General features: G+C 64.6%; 18 protein-coding genes. 16 read left to right on the top strand and 2 right to left on the bottom strand.

What is annotated here, in order from left to right; translation table 11 throughout:
- Positions 1–24: 24 nt before the first annotated feature.
- Positions 25–1,149 (top strand): NAD(P)/FAD-dependent oxidoreductase, encoded by a 1,125-nt coding sequence (locus MUU56_RS14900; protein WP_244768062.1) that lies wholly within the window; start codon positions 25–27, stop codon positions 1,147–1,149.
- Positions 1,150–1,155: 6 nt separating this feature from the next.
- Here MUU56_RS14900 and MUU56_RS14895 read toward each other — a convergent pair whose 3' ends face one another.
- A complete protein-coding gene (locus MUU56_RS14895) occupies positions 1,156–2,151 on the bottom strand; it encodes a LysR family transcriptional regulator (protein WP_244768061.1) in 996 nt (331 codons plus the stop codon).
- 162 nt (positions 2,152–2,313) lie between these two features.
- Between MUU56_RS14895 and MUU56_RS14890 the strand changes: the two genes are divergently transcribed.
- The 12 genes from MUU56_RS14890 (at position 2,314) to MUU56_RS14835 (ending at position 15,642) form a co-directional block, all read left to right on the top strand.
- The gene (locus MUU56_RS14890) at positions 2,314–3,894 is read left to right on the top strand and encodes an ABC transporter substrate-binding protein (RefSeq protein WP_244768060.1); all 1,581 of its coding nucleotides are present in this window, start codon (positions 2,314–2,316) and stop codon (positions 3,892–3,894) included.
- Positions 3,895–3,935: 41 nt separating this feature from the next.
- The gene (locus MUU56_RS14885; RefSeq protein WP_244768059.1) at positions 3,936–4,658 is read left to right on the top strand and encodes a maleate cis-trans isomerase family protein; all 723 of its coding nucleotides are present in this window, start codon (positions 3,936–3,938) and stop codon (positions 4,656–4,658) included.
- Between the two features lie 26 nt (positions 4,659–4,684).
- Positions 4,685–5,569 (top strand): ABC transporter permease, encoded by an 885-nt coding sequence (locus MUU56_RS14880; RefSeq protein ID WP_244768058.1) that lies wholly within the window; start codon positions 4,685–4,687, stop codon positions 5,567–5,569.
- 4 nt (positions 5,570–5,573) lie between these two features.
- Entirely contained in the window at positions 5,574–6,521 is a 948-nt protein-coding gene (locus MUU56_RS14875; protein ID WP_244768057.1) for an ABC transporter permease, read from the top strand.
- Positions 6,522–6,532: 11 nt separating this feature from the next.
- On the top strand, positions 6,533–8,053 hold the full coding sequence (locus MUU56_RS14870) for an aldehyde dehydrogenase family protein (RefSeq protein ID WP_244768056.1): 1,521 nt from the start codon (positions 6,533–6,535) through the stop codon (positions 8,051–8,053).
- Positions 8,054–8,076: 23 nt separating this feature from the next.
- Positions 8,077–9,102: a dipeptidase gene (locus MUU56_RS14865; protein WP_244768055.1), complete on the top strand. Its 1,026-nt coding sequence runs from the start codon at positions 8,077–8,079 to the stop codon at positions 9,100–9,102.
- Between the two features lie 119 nt (positions 9,103–9,221).
- Positions 9,222–9,986: an ABC transporter permease gene (locus tag MUU56_RS14860; protein WP_244768054.1), complete on the top strand. Its 765-nt coding sequence runs from the start codon at positions 9,222–9,224 to the stop codon at positions 9,984–9,986.
- Positions 9,987–9,996: 10 nt separating this feature from the next.
- Positions 9,997–10,776, top strand: coding sequence for an ABC transporter ATP-binding protein (locus MUU56_RS14855; protein WP_244768053.1), 780 nt, complete (start codon positions 9,997–9,999; stop codon positions 10,774–10,776).
- A gap of 22 nt (positions 10,777–10,798) precedes the next feature.
- Positions 10,799–11,773 (top strand): ABC transporter substrate-binding protein, encoded by a 975-nt coding sequence (locus MUU56_RS14850; protein ID WP_244768052.1) that lies wholly within the window; start codon positions 10,799–10,801, stop codon positions 11,771–11,773.
- 60 nt (positions 11,774–11,833) lie between these two features.
- On the top strand, positions 11,834–13,444 hold the full coding sequence (locus tag MUU56_RS14845; RefSeq protein ID WP_244768051.1) for a phytoene desaturase family protein: 1,611 nt from the start codon (positions 11,834–11,836) through the stop codon (positions 13,442–13,444).
- 11 nt (positions 13,445–13,455) lie between these two features.
- Entirely contained in the window at positions 13,456–13,749 is a 294-nt protein-coding gene (locus MUU56_RS14840) for a muconolactone Delta-isomerase (protein WP_244768050.1), read from the top strand.
- A gap of 72 nt (positions 13,750–13,821) precedes the next feature.
- Entirely contained in the window at positions 13,822–15,642 is a 1,821-nt protein-coding gene (locus MUU56_RS14835; protein ID WP_244768049.1) for an ABC transporter ATP-binding protein, read from the top strand.
- Between the two features lie 167 nt (positions 15,643–15,809).
- Here the strand turns inward: MUU56_RS14835 and MUU56_RS14830 are convergent, their stop codons facing one another.
- Positions 15,810–16,838 (bottom strand): LacI family DNA-binding transcriptional regulator, encoded by a 1,029-nt coding sequence (locus tag MUU56_RS14830; RefSeq protein ID WP_244768048.1) that lies wholly within the window; start codon positions 16,836–16,838, stop codon positions 15,810–15,812.
- A 160-nt stretch (positions 16,839–16,998) separates the two neighbouring features.
- Between MUU56_RS14830 and MUU56_RS14825 the strand changes: the two genes are divergently transcribed.
- The 3 genes from MUU56_RS14825 to MUU56_RS14815 all read left to right on the top strand — a co-directional run bounded on the left by MUU56_RS14825 (position 16,999) and on the right by MUU56_RS14815 (position 20,620).
- Positions 16,999–18,714 (top strand): IlvD/Edd family dehydratase, encoded by a 1,716-nt coding sequence (locus tag MUU56_RS14825; RefSeq protein ID WP_244768047.1) that lies wholly within the window; start codon positions 16,999–17,001, stop codon positions 18,712–18,714.
- A gap of 63 nt (positions 18,715–18,777) precedes the next feature.
- Entirely contained in the window at positions 18,778–19,431 is a 654-nt protein-coding gene (locus tag MUU56_RS14820; RefSeq protein ID WP_244768046.1) for an RraA family protein, read from the top strand.
- Between the two features lie 91 nt (positions 19,432–19,522).
- Positions 19,523–20,620, top strand: coding sequence for a substrate-binding domain-containing protein (locus MUU56_RS14815; protein ID WP_244768045.1), 1,098 nt, complete (start codon positions 19,523–19,525; stop codon positions 20,618–20,620).
- Positions 20,621–20,626 lie beyond the last annotated feature (6 nt).

Raw genomic sequence — 20,626 nt, 5'->3', positions numbered from 1 at the left:
ACCAACCGATTGAAAGACACCCCCATGACAGACAACACCATCTCCTCGGCAGTCATCATCGGCGCCGGCATCTTCGGCGTTTCCACCGGCGTCCAGCTCGCCCGCCGCGGCATCCGCGTGACGATCCTCAACGATGGTCCGCCGGCCAATGGCGCCTCCGGCCGCTCGCTCTCCTGGCTGAACTCGGCGCGCATGCGCTCGGAGCCCTATCACCGCCTGCGCATGGCTGGCATCGACCGCTACCGCACCCTTTTCGCGCAACGCCCCGATACGGACTGGCTTCGTTTCGACGGTGGCCTGACCTGGGATGCTGACGACGAGCGCAACGAGATCGACGCGGCCTATCGCCACGAAGTATCGCTGGCCTATGACGCGCAGCGGCTTGCCGCCGGCGAGATCGCCCGCCTCACACCGGGCGTCGATGCGCGCGCGATCGCGCCCCAGGGTGCGATCTTCAATCCGGGCGAAGGCTGGGTCGATCTGCCGGCGCTGATCGGCGTGCTTCTCGAGGAGTTTTCGCTGCTCGGCGGCACGCTGGTGACGGATCAGGGGGCTGCGCGGGTGACGGTCGAAGGCGGCTGCGCCGTCGGGGCGGAGACGGCGACAGGTGGCCGTTTCAAGGCCGATGCCGTCGTGCTCGCAACAGGACCCGCCGTGCCGCGAATGGCGGCGGAAAGCGGCCAGCTGATTGGCGACGATACCCCGATCGCCCTCCTCGTGCAGACGAAGCCGCTCGCCCATCCGCTGCGCGCCGTCCTCAACACGCCGCGCGTCGCCGTGCGCCCGGCGCCGGGCGGCACCTTCTCGCTGGATGCCGACTGGGCGGCGGACGAAGGCCTCAGGCTGCGTCCTGACGGCGGGTATGACATTGACGAAGCCGTGGTGGACGCCCTGCTTGCCGAGGCCGCGAAGGTGATGGACGGCAACCCAAAGCTCGAAGTCGCCTCCATCGGCGTTGGCGGCAAGCCGATCCCCGGCGATGGCGAGCCGGTGATCGGCGCGCTCAAGGCCATTCCCGGCTATTATGTTGCCTTCAGCCATAGCGGCGCAACGCTCGGCCTCATCGTCGGTGAACTGCTCGCCTACGAGGTTGCGACGGGTGCCGAGCATCCGATGCTCGCGACTTTCAGGCCGGAGCGTTTTTCATAGCTGCGGTTACCATTCTTCGGAAACCGGTATTCCGGACGTCGTGATCCTTGAATGGCCGTTGGAAATCGCGGCAAGTTCCGCCTCGACCGTTTTCACGAGGGCAGTTACCATCGGAGGGAAGGCGCGCCCGAGCCGGCTGACAATATAAACGCTGCGCCACGCGACCGGATCGGTGAGCCCGAGGAAGGCGATGCGGTTGTCTGGAAGGAACTCCGCCGCCAGCGCCGGCGCGGTGGTGATGCCGAGGCCGTTTTCGATGAGTGCCCAGAGCGTCGGATAGGTCGACACCTCGTATTTCGGCACGCGGATGGATTCGGGAAGGTGCTCCATCTGCGAGAGGATCGGGCCGGTCGCCGTGTCCAGCGTCAGGCCGACGAAATTGTGGTTGGCAAGGTCGGCCCAGCGCAGCACGCCATCCTTCGCGGCGGCGTGCAGGGGATGCGTGTGGCGAAGGAAAAGGCCGAGCTGGTCCCTGAACAGCGGCTTGAACACGAGCTCGGCATCGGGACCGTCCATGCTGGCAAAGCCGATGTCCACCTCGTTGCGCCGCACGAGCCGGCGCACGTCGTTCGAGTTTCCCTCGCGCAGCTGGACGCGTAGGCCCGGCCGGGAGGCGAGGAAGCCTTCCAGGATGCGGGGCATGATCTTGGTCGCGATCGAGCTGACGACGCCGACGCGGATGCAGCTGTTGCGGCTCGAGGCCGTCAGCCGGATGTTGCGGATCGCCAGGTCGAAATCGTCGACGACGCGTTCGGCGACCGGGAAGAGATCGGTTCCCTCCTGCGTCAGGATCACGTTGCGCGTCGTCCGGTCGAACAGCGTTCCCCCGACGATGTCCTCCAGCTGCTGGATCGTCATGGTCAGCGAAGGCTGCGACAGATGCAGCTCCGTGGCCGCGCGCGTGAAACTACGATGTTTCGCGACGCTGAGGAACGCCCGCAGGTGGCGGATGGTCGCGGTGTAGGACGGGGAGGGCAGAGCCTGTGGTTGTGGGCCGGCCATCGAGTATCTCCAGACGTTTATTTATAGATCATTGTGATCAATCCGGAAAGTTTTTCAATTTGATTTATTGAACCCTGGCACCTTTAATGATGGCCACGGGTCGCAGCCACTCATCCTCGGCGCGGAAGAAACCCAACCAACAAGGGGAACAGGATGTTGAATATGTTGACGAAACGCCGCCTGGCGACGGCCCTCGCTTGCCTTGTCGCCAGTTCCGCCCTCGTGGCGCCGGTTTCCGCGCTGGCGCAGACTGTCGTCATCGGTTCGGAAGGCGCCATACCGCCGCTGGATCCGCACCGCATGACCGGCACGCCGGGTCTTCGGGTGATCGACGCGATCTACGATCCGCTCGTCCGCGAGGATCTTTCGGTTGTGACCGACACGGCGCCTGCGCTGAAGGGCAGCCTCGCCGAAAGCTGGACGGTGAGCGATGACGGCCTCGTCTACCGCTTCACGCTGCGCTCCGGCGTCAAGTTCCATGACGGCACGGATTTCAACGCGGAAGCCGTTCAGGCGAATTTTGCCAGGATCATGGACAAGGCCTCGCCGCTCTATGACGAGCGCGCCGCCGGCAACATGACCTTCCTGACCCGCTGGATAGCCGGTACGGCGGCGATCGATGCGCAGACCTTCGAGATCAAGGTGAAGGAGCCGTTTTCGGGTCTGCTGCGCCTTCTCAGCGACCGGCGCTCCGGCATCATCAGCCCGACGGCGATGGCCGCCCACAAGGGGGACGCGATGGGGTTGAACCCCGTCGGAACCGGCCCCTTCCGGCTGGAGGCCTTCCGGCAGGGGCAGCAGCTCGACCTGAAGCGGAACGACGCCTATTGGGGTGGCGCGGCCGCCGTCGATACCCTCATCTTTCGGCCCGTGACCGACCCGACCGCCATGGCGATCGCCATGCAGACCGGCCAGGTCGACATCATCCCGAGCGCAAGCTCGCAGCAGATCGCCCAGCTGTCCGTCGATCCCAGCCTGCAGGTCCAGTATCCCGAGCCGGCGAACCAGTATTTCGTGCGGCTCAACACCAAGGCGCAGTACACGGACAACAAGCTGTTTCGCCAGGCGCTGAACTACGCGGTCAACCGCGACAACCTGGCGGCCCTGCTCAACGGGCAGGTCACGCCGCTCGGCGGTCCGGTGCCTTCGGGCAACGAGCTGCCGGGCACGACCGGATCGACCTATGCCTATGATCCGGCGAAGGCGAAGGCGCTGCTGGCCGAGGCCGGTTTCTCGACCGGCGTCACCATCAAGCTGATGGCGCCGAACAGCGGCCCCGGTTTCGGCCAGGCCTCCGAAGTCATCGCTCTCCTGCAGCAGGATCTCGGCGAGGTCGGCATCACGCTGGAGCCGCAGTTCCTGGAATTCGCGACGCTCGTCTCGACCGAGGGGCCTGGTTACAAGGATGACGTCCAGGGCTCGTTCAACGGCTGGACGACCGGTGCCGACAGCGCCTACTGGCTGGAGCGCATGTTCGCCGGCGACCAGCAGCCGCCACGCGGCGTCAATCGCGGCTGGTTCACCAATGCCGAGGCCGACCGGCTCTTCACCGAGGCGCGCGGCGAAAGCGACGAGGCCAGGCGCCTCGACCTCTATCGGCAGGCGGCCGAACGCATTGCCGACGATAGCCCGTGGATCTTCCTCTACCAGGATCGCCTGCCGCGCGTGCTGAGCGCCCGTGTCGGCGGCGTCCTGCCGGCAAGGTCCGTCTTCATCGACTACCCCCGCATCCAGGTAAAGTAACCTGCTGTTTTAATTAGGATTTGAAAGAGGAGAATACACAGATGATGTTAGGTTGGCGCGCGCGTATCGGGCAGATGAGGCCGGCGACGGCGATCGAGGGAGCCGAGGAATGGCGGTCGGTGGCGCCCGTCGGCGTCGCCTTCGCCGATGCCCGGACCATCGTGCCGCGGGTCGACGAGGACGGCCTCAAGGTGATGATGTCGCAGGTGCTGGAGGCCTCGCGCCAGCTGGCGACCGCCAAGGTGGATCTCATCGTCCAGTGCGGCGCGCCGGGCACGTTCCTGCGCGGCGTCGGCCACGACGAGGAGGTCTGCGCCCAGATCGAGGCGGAAACCGGCATTCCGGCCATCACGATGATGGCGGCGCAGATGGATGCGCTGAAGGCGCTGGGTGCGACCTCGATCGCCGTCGCGACGATCTATTCCGACGAGGTCAACGAGAAGATGGGCGCCTTCATGGAGGCCAAGGGCTTCAAGATCGCCTCCATGCTGGGCCTCCAGATCACCGATCCCTTCGATGCCAGCGTGCATGACGCCGACAGCGCCTACAAGCTGGGCAAAGAGGCTTTCAAGGCCGCCGGCACGTGCGACGCGATCCTGATTTCCTGCGGCACCTACCGCACCTTCCCGATCCTCCCCTATCTCGAAATGGATACGGGTGCGGCCGTCGTGTCGAGCAACCAGGCGACGCTCTGGCGGGCGCTGCGCGCTGTCGGCCTGAAGGACCAGATCCCGAACCTCGGCAAGCTCTGGTACGCCGCCTGATCGCAGAACCGCGACGGAAGAGAACGATGACGACCGTGATCGAACAGACAGTCAGGCCCGCACGCAGATGGCGAAGAGCCCTTGGCGGCATCCTGGACAATCCCGCGCTGGCCATTGGACTTGGCATCCTGGCCGTCATCGTCTTCGCCGCCGTCTTTGCCGACTGGATATCGCCGTTCGACCCGTTGAGAGCCAATCCGCTCGCCCGCTACAAGGGTGTGTTCTCCGGATGGAACCTCCTCGGCACGGACGAACTCGGGCGCGATATCCTGAGCCGCCTCATCCACGGCACGCGCTATGCGCTGCTGGTGGCGATCGTCCCGACGGTCATTGCACTCGGCATCGGCGGCCTGCTCGGGATGATTGCCGGTTACATCGGCGGGTTCGTCGATACCGTGATCATGCGGTTCTTCGACATCATGTTCGCCTTTCCGGGCATCCTGCTGGCGCTCGGCATCAGCGCGGCGCTCGGGCCGGGCCTGTCGTCGATGATCATCGCGATGGTCGTCGTCACCGTGCCCGCCTTCGGCCGCATCGTTCGCGGCGCGGTGCTGCAGGTCAAGGAAGAGGTGTTCATCGAGGCGTCCCATGCCCTCGGCTTCCGTGCCCGGCGCATCGCGCTCCGGCACATCCTGCCGAACATCCTCGGGCCGGCCATCGTCTACGGCACGCTGCAGACCGGGCGGAACGTCATCCTGTCGTCGAGCCTCAGCTTTCTCGGCCTCGGCCCGCAGCCGCCCGCTCCCGAATGGGGCCAGATGCTGTCGAGCGGCCGCACCGCGCTGGCGACCGCCGCCCATGTCGCGACCATTCCGGGTCTTGCCATCGTCGTCCTCGCCGTCGCCTTCAACCTGATTGGTGATGGTGCCCGCGACTATCTCGATCCACGTTTCAACAAGCAGCGGGACTGAAACGATGCTCGTGTTCGCCCTCAGACGCGCGTTCCAGATCGTTCCCGTGATCATCGGGGTCACGATCGCGACCTTCCTGCTCGCCAAGATCATTCCCGGTGATCCGGCCGACATGCTGCTCGGCGCCACGGCCTCCGAAGAGGCAAAGGAAGCTCTGCGGCTCAGCATGGGGCTGCATGAACCGGCCTATGTCCAGTATCTGATCTATGTCGGCAACCTGCTGCAGGGCGATCTCGGGCAGTCCTTCACCTTCGCGCAGCCTGTCGCGACCGTCATCCTCGATCGCCTCGGCAACACGGCTCTTCTCGCCGTCGCCGCCATCATCCTCGCCGCCATCGTCGGCGTTGCGGCGGGCACCTGGGCTGCGCTGAAACCGGGTTCGCTGCGCGACCAGTCGCTTTCGGTCGTCGTCCTGTTCTTCAACTCCATGCCGTCCTTCTGGCTCGGTCTCGTGCTCATCATGATCTTCGGCCTCCATCTGCGCCTCCTGCCGGTCGCCGGCATGCAGAGCGTCGGCGGCGGCGATGGCGTGCTCAGCCTCATAGCCCACATGATCCTGCCGTCGATCACCCTTGCCGCCTGGTCGCTGGCCACGATCGCCCGCATGACCCGCTCCTCGCTTTTGGAGGTCATCAACAGCGATTACGTCCGCACGGCGAGGGCGAAGGGCATGCGGGAGTCCCGCGTGGTGCTGCGCCATGCGCTGCCGAACGCCATGCCGCAGATCATCACGGTGATCGGCATGCAGATGGGCTTCCTGCTCAGCGGCGCCGTGCTGACCGAGACGATCTTCTCCTGGCCCGGCATCGGCCTTGCCATGTACCAGGCGATTTCGACCCGCGACATTCCGCTGATCCAGGGCGGCATCCTGATCCTCGCTCTGGCCTTCGTGCTGATCAACTTCGCCGTCGACGTCCTCTACTCGTACTTCAACCCGAAAATCAAACTGTGAAGGAGCCGGCCATGTCTCTCCTCGCGCTGCAAACGGACCCGACCCCGACAATGCCCACATCCGCCCAACAGGACCTTTTCACCTCCTATGTCAGCGGCGCCGCGATCGCGCCCACCGGCCGGAAGACCCCGCTTCATGACCCCTCGACCGGTGCGGTCTGGGCAAGTGCCTTCGTTTCCGACGAAGCCGTGGAACTTGCCGTCGCCAGCGCCGCCAAAGCCTTCGCCTCGGCGCCGTGGGCGTCGATGACGGGATATGAGCGCGCATCGCTCCTGCGCCGGCTAGGTGCCCTGATCGCCGCCAATGCCGATCGCCTCGGCGCGCTGGAAAGCCTCGCCAACGGCAAGAGCCATGCCGCCACCGCTGCCGAAATGAAGGCGACCGCCGCCTGGTACGACTATTATGCGAGCGCCCTCGACACCCATGACGATGTCTTCCGCACCGTTTCGCGCACCGCGGATGCCCGCATCGTTCGCGAGCCGCTCGGCGTCGTCGTCGCCATCACGCCGTTCAACGGCGCGCTCTCGCTCGGCTCCTGGAAGCTGGCGCCGGCGCTCGCCATGGGCAACGCGGTCATCCTGAAGCCGCCGGCGGAAGCGCCGGGCTCCAGCATCGCGCTTGCGGAACTGGCGATGGAAGCGGGTTTCCCGGCCGGCATCGTCAATGTGGTGATCGGCGATGCGGTGGCCAGCGAGGCGCTCGCGACCCATCCCGGCGTGCAGATGGTGAGCTTCACCGGCAGCACGGCGACGGCCAAGGTCCTGGGCGCGAAGGTCGCCGCCGGCATGAAGCGTTTCGTCTGCGAGGCGGGCGGCAAGTCGGCCCATATCGTCTTTGCCGATGGCGATGTCGACAGCGCCGTGATTGCCGCGACGCAAGGGGCCTTTTCCGGCAGCGGCCAGACCTGCGTCGCCGGTTCGCGCATCCTCGTGCAGGCCGAAATCTACGACAGCTTCGTCGAACGCTACATCGCCTCCGTGAGCCGCATCCGCCTCGGCCATCCCGCCTCGCCGAAGGCACATATCGGCCCGGTCGCGAACAGGCGGCAATACGAGCGCATCAACGGCTTCGTGAACGAGGCCGTGGCGGCGGGTGCGCGCCTTGCCTCCGGTGGCCTAAAGCCCGATCTCGGACCGGAATTCATCGATGGCTACTGGATCGCGCCGACGATCGTTCTCGATGTTTCGAGCGACATGCGGATCTGCCGTGAGGAGATCTTCGGGCCCGTCGTCACCGTGCAGCGCTTCGAGACGGAAGAGGAGGCGATTTCCATGGCGAACGGCGTGGAATACGGCCTTGCCGCCGGCTTCTGGACCCGCGACGTCGGCCGCGTGCGCCGCGTCTCGCGGCAATTGCAGGCCGGGACCGTCTGGGTGAATACCTATCGGGCGATCAACCTGCGTGTCCCCTTCGGCGGCTACAAGCAATCCGGCATCGGCCGCGAGAACGGCGTCGAGGCCATGGACGAGTTCTCTCAGGTCAAGGCGATCGTCGTCGAATACGGCCCGGCGGCCGACCCCTTCGCAAACTGACATTCGAACGGAAAGGAAATCCGATGACACTATCGGCAAGAAAGCCCCTGTTGATCGACGCCCTGCAATACAACAAGCCTGAGCGCGCCCGCTTCGAGGAGTGGAAGCGCGGCGGCGTCGGCTGCGTGCATGTCACGCTGTCGATCTGGGAGAATGCGCGCGAAACGCTGACCGTGATCGGCGAATGGAACCGCCTTCTCGAGCAGAACGACGACCTGATCGCGCTTGCGACGACGGGCGAGGACATCGAGCGCATCGCCGCCTCCGGGCGCACCGCCGTTGTCTACGGTTTCCAGGATACCTCGCCCTTCGAAGACGACATCGAGCTGATCGAAATCTTCTACCAGCTCGGCGTGCGCATCGCGCAGCTCACCTACAACGTCCAGAACCGCGTCGCCTCGGGATGCTGGGAGCCCGACGAGGCCGGCGTTTCGAAATTCTTCGGCCGCAACGTCATCGCGGAGATGAACCGCGTCGGCATGGTGGTGGACGTCTCGCATTGCACAGAGCGCACCTGCTTCGACGCGATCGAATATTCTTCGCGCCCGATTGCCGTCACCCACGCCAATCCGCAGGAATTCGTCGGCACGGACATCGAACTGAACCGGCGCAACAAGTCGACGGCGCTGATCAAGCGCCTCGCCGAAACCGGCGGCGTCATCGGCCTCAGCAACTATCCGAAGATCATGAAGAACGGGTCGGACTGCACGCTCGACACCTTCCTGGACATGGTCTCCTGGACGGTCGATCTCGTCGGTACCGATCATGTCGGCCTCGGCACGGACTTCTATGACGGCTGGCCGGAAAGCCAGATCAAGTGGTGGCGCGCCGGCCGCTGGGCGCGCGAGAGCGCCATCCCGATCAAGGGCTTTTCCAAGTGGCCGTCCTGGTTCCAGTCCCCCGTCGACTTCCCGAACATCCTGGAAGGTCTCGAAAAGCGCGGCTTTTCCGGCGAGGAGATCGCCAGGATCGCCGGCGGAAACTGGCTGAAGCTCTTCCGCGAAGGCTTCGTTCCAGCCGCCTCGGCGAGAACGGCAAACGCCGCTTGAAAAGGCGGTGATGGCGGGAGGCACCTGTCGTCCCGCCATCACCCATCAGGATCGACCCGGAGAGCACGATGAGCCAGACGGATATGACAATGCAGGCGAGCGGAGGCACGGGATTTCCCATGAGGATATCCCGCGTGGTCTACCCGCTCCTGTCGCTGATCGTGATCATCGTGCTGTGGCAGGTCGTCGTTTCGGTCGCAAAGCCGGCGCCCTATCTCCTGCCGTCGCCCGGTTCCGTGGCCTCCACGCTGATCTCGCAGTTCCCCATGCTGATCTATCATTCGGGCATCACAGCGTTCGAGACTCTGATCGCCTTCCTGCTCAGCATCGTCATCGCGCTGCCGCTGGCGGTGTTGATCGCGCGGTTTCGCTGGTTCGAGGATGCGGTCTATCCGCTGCTCGTCACCAGCCAGGCCGTGCCGAAGGTCGCACTGGCGCCCCTCATCCTTGTCTGGCTCGGCTTCGGCCTGCACACCAACATCGTCGTCGGCGTGCTGATGGCCTTCTTCCCGGTCGTCATCAGCGGCGTGGTGGGGCTGAAGAGCGTGCCGCAGGACATGATCTTCCTCGGCAGGACGATGGGGCTTTCGCAGGCGCAGATGTTCCGCAAGATCTATCTGCCCCATGCGCTGCCGAGCCTCTTCGGCGGCCTGAAGGTCTGCGTGACGCTCGCCGTGGTCGGGGCCGTGGTTGGCGAGTTCGTCGGCTCGGATCGCGGCCTCGGCTATCTGATCCTGCTCTCCAGCGGACAGTTGCAGACGGCGCTGATGTTCGCCGCCCTCATCCTTCTGGTCCTGATCGGGGTCGTCAGCTTCGCCATCGTGCAATTCGTCGAGGCGCGCGTGATGCCGTGGCATCGCTCGCAGCGCAGCGACGGACATTGAGGAGCGCGCCATGGGCAAATCCATCACCATCGACAAGGTCTCGCGGTCCTACGCCGGTCTGGAGGCGCTGGTGCCGACCTCCATCGATATCCAGCCGGGCGAGTTTCTCTCCATCGTCGGGCCGAGCGGATGCGGCAAGAGCACGCTGCTGCGCATCATCGCCGGTCTCGATTTCCCGACTTCGGGCACGCTTCGCATCGGCGGCCGGCCGGTCAGCAAGGCGGAAACGGACCTCGGTTTCGTCTTCCAGTCGCCGGTCCTCCTGGAATGGCGCAGCGTCATCGACAATATCCTCCTGCAGGCGGAAGCGCGCGGGCTGCCGGATGCCGAATACCGCGCGAAGGCGAAGGACCTCCTGGCCGCAGCTGGTCTGGCCGGCTTCGAGAATGCCTATCCGCACCAGCTTTCGGGCGGCATGAGCCAGCGCGTCAGCGTCTGCCGTGCCCTCGTGCACGATCCGTCGCTGCTGCTGATGGACGAGCCGTTCGGCGCACTGGATGCGCTCACCCGCGACCAGATGATGGTCGACCTCCAGTCGCTCTGGCTGCGCTCGCGGCCGACCGTCGTCTTCGTCACGCACTCCATCCAGGAGGCCGTGTTCCTGTCCGACCGCATCGTGGTGATGGCGCCGCGCCCCGGGCGCGTGGAGGCAGTGCTCGACGTGGCCTTGCCGCGCCGTCGCCGGCTCTCCGTGCGCGGCACGCCGGAATTCAACGCGATCGTCGACGAGATCCTCATTCATTTCGAACGCATGGGCGTCATCCGTGACGACGCCGAAGACGCAGCCTGACATCCTTGGAAAGGAACCGGACATGAGACATTTCAAGCAGACGGGCGGCACGCTCCTTGCCCTTGCCCTGATGAGCACGACGGCCCTTGCTGCCGACAGCATTCGCCTGCGCCTCGACTGGAGCTGGTGGGCCGGGCAGACGCCGATGATCCTCGCCAAGGAGAAGGGGTTCTACGATGAGGTCGATCTCGACGTGGAGATCGCGCAGGGGCAGGGATCGAAGACCACGACCATGGTGGTCGGGGAAAATGCCGATCCGATCGGCCATGCCAACCTTTCCACCGTCGCCCAGTCGGTTTCAGCGGGCGTGCCGATCACCGCCGTCGCCGGCTGGTGGCAGCAGGGCCCGATCTCGCTGATCTGCACCGACCCGTCCATCAAGACGCCGGCCGATGTCAAGGGCAAGCGCATCGGCTCCACGCCGACCGGCTCCGACGGCCAGATTCTGCCCGCCTTCCTCAAGGCCAACGGCCTCGAACTGACCGACATCTCGCTTGTCAACATGCCCGGCGACGCGAAGTTCGCCGGCATCGCCTCCGGCCAGCTCGATTGCATCAGCGGCGACGATTATTTCTACGCCCCGCAGCTCAAGGCGCAGGGCAAGGAGGTCTCGGTCCTGAAATATGCCGATTGGGGTGTAACCAATCTCGGCTTCGGCATCGTTGTCAACAACGATTACCTGGCGCAGAATCCCGACATCGTGAAGCGCTTCCTCGCCGCGACGCGGAAGGGCATGGAATATACGTTCGCCCACAAGGACGAAGCCGTCGGGATCTTCCTCAAGGTTTCCGGCAACACCCAGCCGGCCGAGTTCCACCGCAGCGTGCTCGAGGCTTACGAGGCCTCGCTCCACACCAGGCACAGCGAGGGCAAGCCGCTCGGCTGGATGGCCGAGGCGGACTGGGAGGCGATGAACGAGACACTCGCCGAATTCGGCTCGATGCTCGGCAAGAAGGAGGCGACCGCCTACTTCTCCAACGACCAGCTGCCGCAGTAGCCCCGCCATGTACGCGGGCGGTTCGGCCGCCCCCACTTTCGCAAGCAAAATGGAAATCGCATGTCGAACATTGCCGATATATCGACTGGCACATACGACGCCATCGTCGTGGGGGGAGGGCACAACGGTCTCGTTGCGACCGCCTATCTCGCCAAGGCCGGGCTGCGGCCGCTGCTGATCGAGGCGCGGCCGACGCTCGGAGGCCCCTGCGGAACCTTCGAGTTCCTGCCGGGCTACCGCTGCGCCTTCACCAATTCGCCCGGCAGTTTCGAGCCGCGCTTCATCGCCGAGCTGCAGCTGGAGCATTTCGGCCTGAAGTTCATTCGCACCGACCCGACCGTCGTCCACCCGTTTCCGCGCGGTGCCTTCATCGGCTGGCGCGACAGGGACCGGCTGGCGGCGCAGTTCGACGCCTATGCGCCGGGCGAGGCGGAGCGCTATTTCGGCCTCCTATCCGATCTGGAGGAACTCGGACGGCATCTCGGTGCGTCGATGTTCGCGCCCTCTCCCGATCTGGTCCATGCCGCCCGCGACGTGCCAGGCCATCTCGCCGGCCTCTTCGACCGCGTGATGTGCGGCAGCCTGCGCCAGCTGCTCGACGAGCGGCTGAAATCGGAGGAAACCAAGGCGTTGCTCGGCATGCTGGCGCTCAACGCGACGCTGACCCCGCCGTCTGCGCCCGGCTCGGCCGTGGGCCTGATGATGCGGCCGATCTCGCTCGCCTCCTATGCGGCGCTGGACGACGACGATCCACGGCGTGCAGCGCTTCGCGGCTCCACCGGCCTTCCGGTCGGCGGCATGGGCGCCATCATCGACGCGCTCGAAGCCTGTTGCCTTGCGCATGGTGCGACCATCCTCAAGGATGCGCCGATCGAGCGGATCCTGCATGCCGGGGGCAGGGCCCGGGGTGTCGTCACTGTCAAGGGCGATGAATTCCTGGCACCGGTCGTGCTGTCGGCGATCAACCCCAGGACCCTCTTCGGCAAGATGCTCGACGACGAGGCCGTGGGCGCCGACGTCAGGCGCGAGATCGCCGCCGTGCCGATGCGGGGCTCCGCTTTCAAGCTGGTGCTGGCGCTCGACGGGGTGCCCCGCTATGCCGGCCTGCCGGCGGATGTCGACCCGGCGCAGGCGGCGCAGGTGCAGTTCCGCATCGCGCCCTCGCTGGACTATATCGAGCGGGCAATTGCGGACGGATTGGCCGGCAGGCTGGCGGAACGTCCGATCATGTGGGGCCTCATTCCATCGGTGACCTCGCCGGACATGGCGCCGGCGGGCTGCCACCTCCTCAGCGTCAACGCCTGGCATGCGCCCTATGCGCTAGCGGAAGGCAGCTGGCCGGAGGCGGGCAAGCGCTTCGCCGACATCTGCATAGACGCGCTTGCCAACTACATGCCGGACCTGCGCCGGCGCCTCATCGGGCTTCGCTACTTCAATCCCGTCGAAATCGAAGACGAGCTGGGTCTCGTCCAGTCGAACATCACGCATGGCGACATGCTGCCGAATGCACTTTTCGGTGCGCGCCCGCACCGCAAGGCGCACGATTACCGCACGCCGCTTTCCGGGCTTTACCTCTCGGGCGGCGGCACCTGGCCGGGTGGCTATGTCACCGGCATCCCCGGCTACAACGCCGCAAACACCATCATCAAGGATCTGGACGTCACATCATGAGGGAACATGCAATGGAATTTCTGGTCAACATCAAGCTGCGCTGGTCTGACGACATGGATCCGGAATTGAAGGCGAAGGTGATCCGCGACGAGCGCGCTCATGCCGCCGAGCTGATCAAGGAGGGGCACCTGGTGCGCATGTGGCGTGTGCCCTGCCGCTTCGAGAACTGGGGTCTGTGGCGCGCAGCGGATGCAACGCAGCTGCACGAGATCATCACCAGCCTGCCAGCCAACCCCTGGATGTACGATATCGACGTGCTTCCGCTGGCCAAGCATCCGGTCGATCCGATCCACACCGCCGCCTAGCGCAGTTCAGTTTGCCGCATTGTCCGACCGCCGAAGCGATTTGGCTTCGGCCGCTCCAGAAGGGAAAACAGGATGGACATACCTTCCGCCCAGCCGCCGGTTCTGTCCGTCAGCGATCTCACGACCGCGTTCAGGTCGGGCGACCAGTGGAAGCCCGTCGTCCGCAACCTCTCCTTCTCGATCGCCCCGCGTGAGACAGTGGCGATCGTCGGCGAGTCCGGATCCGGCAAGAGCGTGACGTCCCTGTCGATCATGCGGCTGCTTCCGAAACATTCGAGCCGGATCGAAGGCAAGGTTTCGCTCGGCGGGCGCGACCTGCTGACGCTCGGCGAGGAGGAGATGCGCAAGGTCCGCGGCAACGACATCTCGATGATCTTCCAGGAGCCGATGACCTCGCTCAACCCGATCTTCCCGATCGGCAAGCAGATCGCTGAAGCGATCACCTGCCATCGCGCCCTCTCCCGGGGCGAGGCGCGGGCAGAGGTGACGCGGCTTCTGGAAAAGGTGCGCATTCCGAACGCCAAGGGCCGGTTCGACGACTATCCGCACCAGTTCTCCGGCGGCATGCGCCAGCGCGTGATGATCGCCATGGCGCTCGCCTCGAAACCAAAGCTCCTGATCGCGGACGAGCCGACGACGGCGCTCGACGTGACGATCCAGGGCCAGATCCTCGACCTCATCAAGACGCTGCAGGAAGAGGAGGGCATGGCGGTGCTCTTCATCACGCATGACATGGGCGTGGTGGCCGAAGTCGCCGACCGGACGATCGTGATGTTCCGCGGCGATGCGGTGGAAACGGGCGCGACCGGGGATATCTTCAGCCGCGGAAGGCATCCCTATACGCGGGCGCTGCTCTCGGCGGTTCCGCGCCTCGGCTCGATGGCGGGACGGCCCAGGCCCATGCGTTTCCCGGTGATCGACATCGTGACCGGCGAAACGCGCCAGGCGGAAAGCGAAGGGCCTGTGCCCGTTGCCGGTGAGCGACCCGTTCTGGAGGTGAAGAACCTGACGACGCGCTTCGACATCCGCTCGGGCCTCTTCGGTCGCAAGAGCGGTGCGGTGCATGCGGTCGAGAACGTGTCTTTCGACCTGAAAGCCGGTGAGACGCTGTCGCTTGTGGGTGAATCCGGCTGCGGCAAGTCGACGACGGGGCGCTCGATCATACGGCTGGTCGAGCCGACGGGCGGGGCGGTCTCGTTCAGCGGGCATGATGTGATGGGCCTCGACGGCAGGTCGCTGCACAAGATGCGGCGCAATATCCAAATGGTGTTCCAAGATCCGTTCGCCAGCCTTGATCCACGCATGACGGTGGGGGCGGCGGTGATGGAGCCGTTCATTGAGCATGGCCTCGGCACCAAGCAGCAGGCGCGGGACAAGGCGACCGACCTCCTGCGGCGGGTCGGGCTCGGCCCGGAGATGATGCGGCGCTTCCCGCACGAATTCTCCGGCGGCCAGCGCCAGCGCATCGCGATCGCGCGGTCGCTGATACTCGATCCGAAGGTGATCATCGCCGACGAGGCGGTCTCGGCGCTCGACGTGTCGGTCAAGGCGCAGGTGTGCAACCTCCTCCTCGACCTCCAGCAGAGCTTCAACCTCGCCTATCTGTTCATCAGCCATGACATGGCCGTCGTGGAGCGGGTCAGCCACCGGGTGGCGGTGATGTATCTCGGCGAGATCGTCGAGATCGGCCCGCGACGGGAGGTGTTCGAAAACCCGCAGCATCCCTATACGAAGAAGCTGATGGCTGCCGTCCCGATACCCGACCCCGCCCGGCGCACCCTCCGGCGATGCCTTTCCGGCGACGAGACGAGAAGCCCTGTCCGCCCCCTTGGCTATACCCCGCCCAGGCGCAGCTACCACGAGGTCTCGGAGCGGCATTTCGTTCAGGTTTAGTCCGGGTGCGGGAATGCACGTAACCGCGATTTCAAGTTGCTGATGGATGCTGCTGGACGAACCTGGGCGGCAGGCAAGATATCGCGCCGGCCGACCATCGGCCTCATGGAACTGACTATGGAAACCGCCTTGCCTGGCCGCGAGGCCAGCCATTGCGGGGATTGCCGTCAGGCGCAGGTATCGCCCGGCAGGAACTCGACGTTCAGCACTTTGCCACCCGGGAAACTTCCCTTGGTGATCCGCTTCAACAGCGCCGCCGCCGCCGCCTCGCCGATTTCATAGGCAGGCGAGCGCATGGAGGTCAGGAGCGGCATCGAATATTCACGGAAGGCAAATCCGTTGAAGCCGGTGATCATCAGATCCTTCTTGATGGAGAAGCCGAGCTGAAGCGCCGCCTGTGTGGCGGCAATGCCGAACAGGTCGTTGCCGCCCATGACGAAATCCGGCGGGTTGGCCGATAGCCGCGTCTTCACCTGGCTCACGACGGCCTGGAAGTTGATTTCCGTGCAGATCATGGTTTCGACATCGGCGCGTCCGGCCGCTGCCTTGCGGGCCCCGAGTTCGCGCTGCGCCATGGCCGGCCAGAAATGGTCCGGGCGCATGAACAGGATCTTGCGGGCGCCATTCGAAAGCCCAAGCTCGGCCAGCTGAAATGCGCCTTCCTCGTTCGTCTGGCGTACGAAACTGGCATCCGCCAGGCTGTCGTTCGCCTCGTCGCCGATGAGGAGCATGGGCAGGCCGAGCGCGGCGAGCTTGGTATAGACAGCATCGCGCTGAGCGGTGTCGCCGAAGATGTAGACGGCAAGGGCATCCAGCTGCGAAATGCGCGGCAGCTTGTTTTCGAGATCCTTCGAATTTTGCGCTCCGAAGATCAGCAGGCCGTAACCGTTCTGTGCGAGCTTGTTGCTCATGCCGGCCGCGACCTCGGTGTTGAAGGGGTCGTTGAGGAAGCGCCGCTCCGGATGCAGCATGACCAGGCCGATCGCAAAGTCTTTCGCCAGCCGCAGGCCGCGGCCGCGCAGATGCGGCACATATTTCAGGTCTTTGATCTTTTCCTTGACGAGAAGCCGGATTTCATCGCTGACGCGGGCGGTCTTTCCGTTCACGACGTTGGACACGGTCATGATGGAAACGCCGGCGGCGTCGGCGACGTCCCGAAGGGTTGCGCGTCCCTGACCCTGTTGATTTTTCTTCATGATCATCGCCTGCACATATTCGGTCCGATCGCTGGCGGCAACAATACAACTCAACTCGATGTTTACAATCTCGCCCGCCGGAACGAGAACAATCTGGCCTGTTGACAGGAAATAGGTTTAACGTTAAATCTAATCCAACAGAGGCGTGGAGGCGCATGTCGTGGAGCGCAAGCAGAGACTGAGAAGCCAGGATTGGTTCGGCAGCGGCGGGAAGGATGGTTTCATCCATCGCAGCTCGATGAAGATGCAGGGACTGCCCGATCATGTCTTCGATGGCCGGCCGGTCATCGGCATCTGCAATACCTGGTCGGAGTTCAATCCGTGCAATGCGGGCCTGAAGGGCCTCGCTGAGGCCGTCAAGCGTGGCATCTGGGAGGCGGGTGGCCTGCCGCTGGAATTTCCGGTCGGCTCGCTCGGGGAGGACCAGATGCGCCCGACCGCCATGCTGTTTCGCAACCTGCTCGCCATGCAGGTGGAGGAGTCGATCCGCGCCCATGGAATGGACGGTGTCGTTCTGCTCGCCGGCTGCGACAAGACCACGCCGGCCCAGTTGATGGGGGCTGCCAGCGTCGATCTGCCGACCATCATGGTCTCGGCCGGACCGGCACTCAGCGGCAATTTCCGGGGCAGGACGATCGCCTCGGGCACGGATGTCTGGAAGTTCTCCGAAGAGGTGCGGGCAGGCACGATGTCCATGAAGGACTTCGTTGCAGCTGAAAGCGGAATGAGCCGCTCCGTCGGCGTCTGCAACACTATGGGCACGGCATCGACAATGGCCTCGCTGGTCGAGGTTATGGGCGTGGCACTGCCGATGAATTCGGCCTATCCCGCGGTCGATGCGCGCCGCTTCGCGCTCGCGCATCTCACCGGCAACCGCATCGTTGCGATGGTGCGCGAGGATCTCCGGCTTTCGAAGATCCTGACAAGGGCGAGTTTCGAGAATGCGATCCTTGCGAATGCGGCGCTGGGTGGTTCGACCAACGCGATCGTCCATCTGCTTGCAATTGCTGGAAGAATTGGCGTCAACCTGAAGCTGGACGATTTCAACCTCGGCTCCGAGGTGCCGCTGCTCGTCAACTGCCTGCCGTCGGGCAAGCACTTGATGGAAGAGTTCTGCAATGCCGGTGGCGTGCCGGCGGTTCTCGCGCAGATCAAGGGCTTGCTGCGCGATGCGCTGACGGTGGAGGGGCGCTCGGTCGTCGAGGTCGCCGCCGAGGGCGAGTGCTTCAACGACGACGTGATCCGCGCGCTGGACAATCCGGTTCGGCCAAAAGCCGGCATCCGCGTGCTGCGGGGAAACATCGCGCCCGATGGCGCGGTCATCAAGCCTTCGGCGGCGACGGAATCTCTTCTCGTGCACGAGGGGGAGGCCTATGTGTTTTCCTCCGTCGAGGAGATGAAGACGAAGATCGACGATCCCGACCTGCCGGTCACGGCCGATACGGTGCTGGTGCTCCAGGGCTGCGGGCCGAGGGGATATCCCGGCATGGCTGAGGTCGGGAACATGCCGATCCCGGCGCGACTGGTGCGCGAAGGCGTGCGCGACATGCTGAGAATTTCCGACGCGCGCATGTCGGGCACCGCCTTCGGTGCCGTCGTCCTGCATGTCTCGCCGGAAACCTCGGTGGGCGGACCGCTCGCTCTGGTGAAGACCGGCGACCGCATCCGGATGAATGCCTATGAAGGAACGCTGGAGCTTCTGGTCTCCCAAGACGAGCTTGAGAAACGCGCGAAGGCGTGGGTGCAGCCTCGAACGGTCACCCCGCGCGGCTTTGTGAAACTCTACCAGGATCATGTGATGCAGGCCCATACGGGTGCCGACCTGGACTTTCTCGTCGGCGCCAGCGGCGACGCTGTCGTCAGGGAAGCGCATTAGCCGTACGCCCCTTTTGGCACTATTTCCGGCTTCAAGGTTTATCGTTAAAGTAAGGAACAAGCGATGCAGTTCGAAACTTACGCAAAGCAGCTCTACACCGGCGTGCTGTCCGACGTGATGGACAGTCTCGGCCAGACCAGCCAGGCGATGCGGCCATTCATCCGCCCCGTCGACGATGCATCGGTCCTGATGGGCCGTGCGCGGACCGGCCTTTACGCGACCGTCTACGGCAGGCGCGACAACGACAACCCCTACGAACTCGAAATGGAGCTTGTGGACAGCCTGACGAAGGACGATGTCGCCGTGCTCGCCTGCAATGGCCCGACCGAGCGCATCGCTCCCTGGGGGGAGCTTCTGTCGACAGCGGCCAAGATGCGGGGCGCCAACGGGTGCGTGACGGATGGTCTCGTGCGCGACACCAAGCACATCAAGCACCTCGGATTTCCGGTGTTCCACGGCGGCATCGGCCCGCTCGACAGCATCGGCCGCGCAAAGATGATCGAGCATGACACGGAAATCATCTGCGCGGGTGTGATCGTCCGCTCCGGCGACATCGTGTTCGCCGACATCGATGGTGTCGTTGTCATTCCGCAGGACATCGAGCAGCAGGTGCTCGATCTCGCCATGACCAAGGCCACGAGCGAGAACAATTCCAGGAACGAACTCCTGGAGGGCAGGCTGCTGCGCGAAGTCTACGAAAAATACGGCGTTTTGTAAGTCATCGAAAGGGGAGCGGCCGAAAAGAGCCGAAGGCGAAGCCGTCGCCGGAAGTTGCTCCCCCGCTAACCGACCAGAGAGGATTAAAAGCATGGGCAACTACCAATTTGACCGCCGAACCTTCCTGAAGAGCGCCGCGGGTCTCGGCGCTCTGGTGACACTGCCGGGCCTTGCGAAGCGGGCTTTCGCCGACCAGGGTGAGATCACCCTTCTGACGTGGGAAACCTATCAGGACGACCCGTGGATTGCCGAGTACACGGAAAAAACCGGCGTGAAAATCAAGGCCGTCCGCTCCGGATCGATCGACGAGATGTTCGCGACCGTCCAATCGGGCGCCATTTCGCCCGATGTCATCTATTTCGACACGGGCACGGCCAATCGCTTCAAGAACTCGGGCCTGATCGCGCCCTTCGACGCCTCCCAGGTTCCCAACAGGTCGAACATCGCCTCGTCGATGGACTGGGAGGCGAAGGCCACGATCGACGGCACCCTCTACGCCCTGCCGTACAACTGGGGCAACCAGCCGCTGATGTACGATGCCGATGCCACCGGCGGCGAGCCGCAGAGCTGGGACGCGCTCTGGGATCCGAAATACGCCGGCAAGGTCAACCTGTTCGACGACGGCTACGTCGTCATGCAGATGATCGCGCTCAAGATCAAGGCGGCCGACCCGTTCAACCTGACGGACGAGGAGTTCGAGGCGTGTGCGGATGCGCTGCGCACCCTGCGGCCCCAGGTCAACACCATCGCCCGCGGCTTCGACGATGCCCTGACGATCTATGCGGCGGGCGACGCGGTGATCGGCTACTGCCAGAACATCTCGATCGTCAACAAGCTGAAGTCGCTCGGCAAGAACTTCGCCTATACCTTCCCGCAGGAAGGCACGCCCACCTGGCTCGACTGCGCCGTCCTGACCGAGCGGGGCCGCAGGAAGGAGGTGTACGATTTCATCAACGAGACGCTGACGCCGACCTGGCAGGCACGCTTCATCAGCACCAACAGCAACAACGGCGTTCTCAGCCCCGAGGCGGCCGCAAAGGCCGGCGTCTCGCCGGAGGCCCTGGCGAATACGAACATTCTTGACCAGACGGAGGACGGCTTCTGGAACAAGATGGTCATATCGAAGCTGCCGGAGGACATCGACCGCCGTGTGGCGATGTGGAACGACTTCAAAGCCGGCACCCTGTGAGGACAC

The sequence above is a fragment of the Shinella yambaruensis genome, assembly GCF_022899355.1.
GTDB classification, from domain to species: Bacteria; Pseudomonadota; Alphaproteobacteria; order Rhizobiales; family Rhizobiaceae; genus Shinella; species Shinella yambaruensis.
This window is presented reverse-complemented; position numbering and strand designations above follow the sequence as displayed.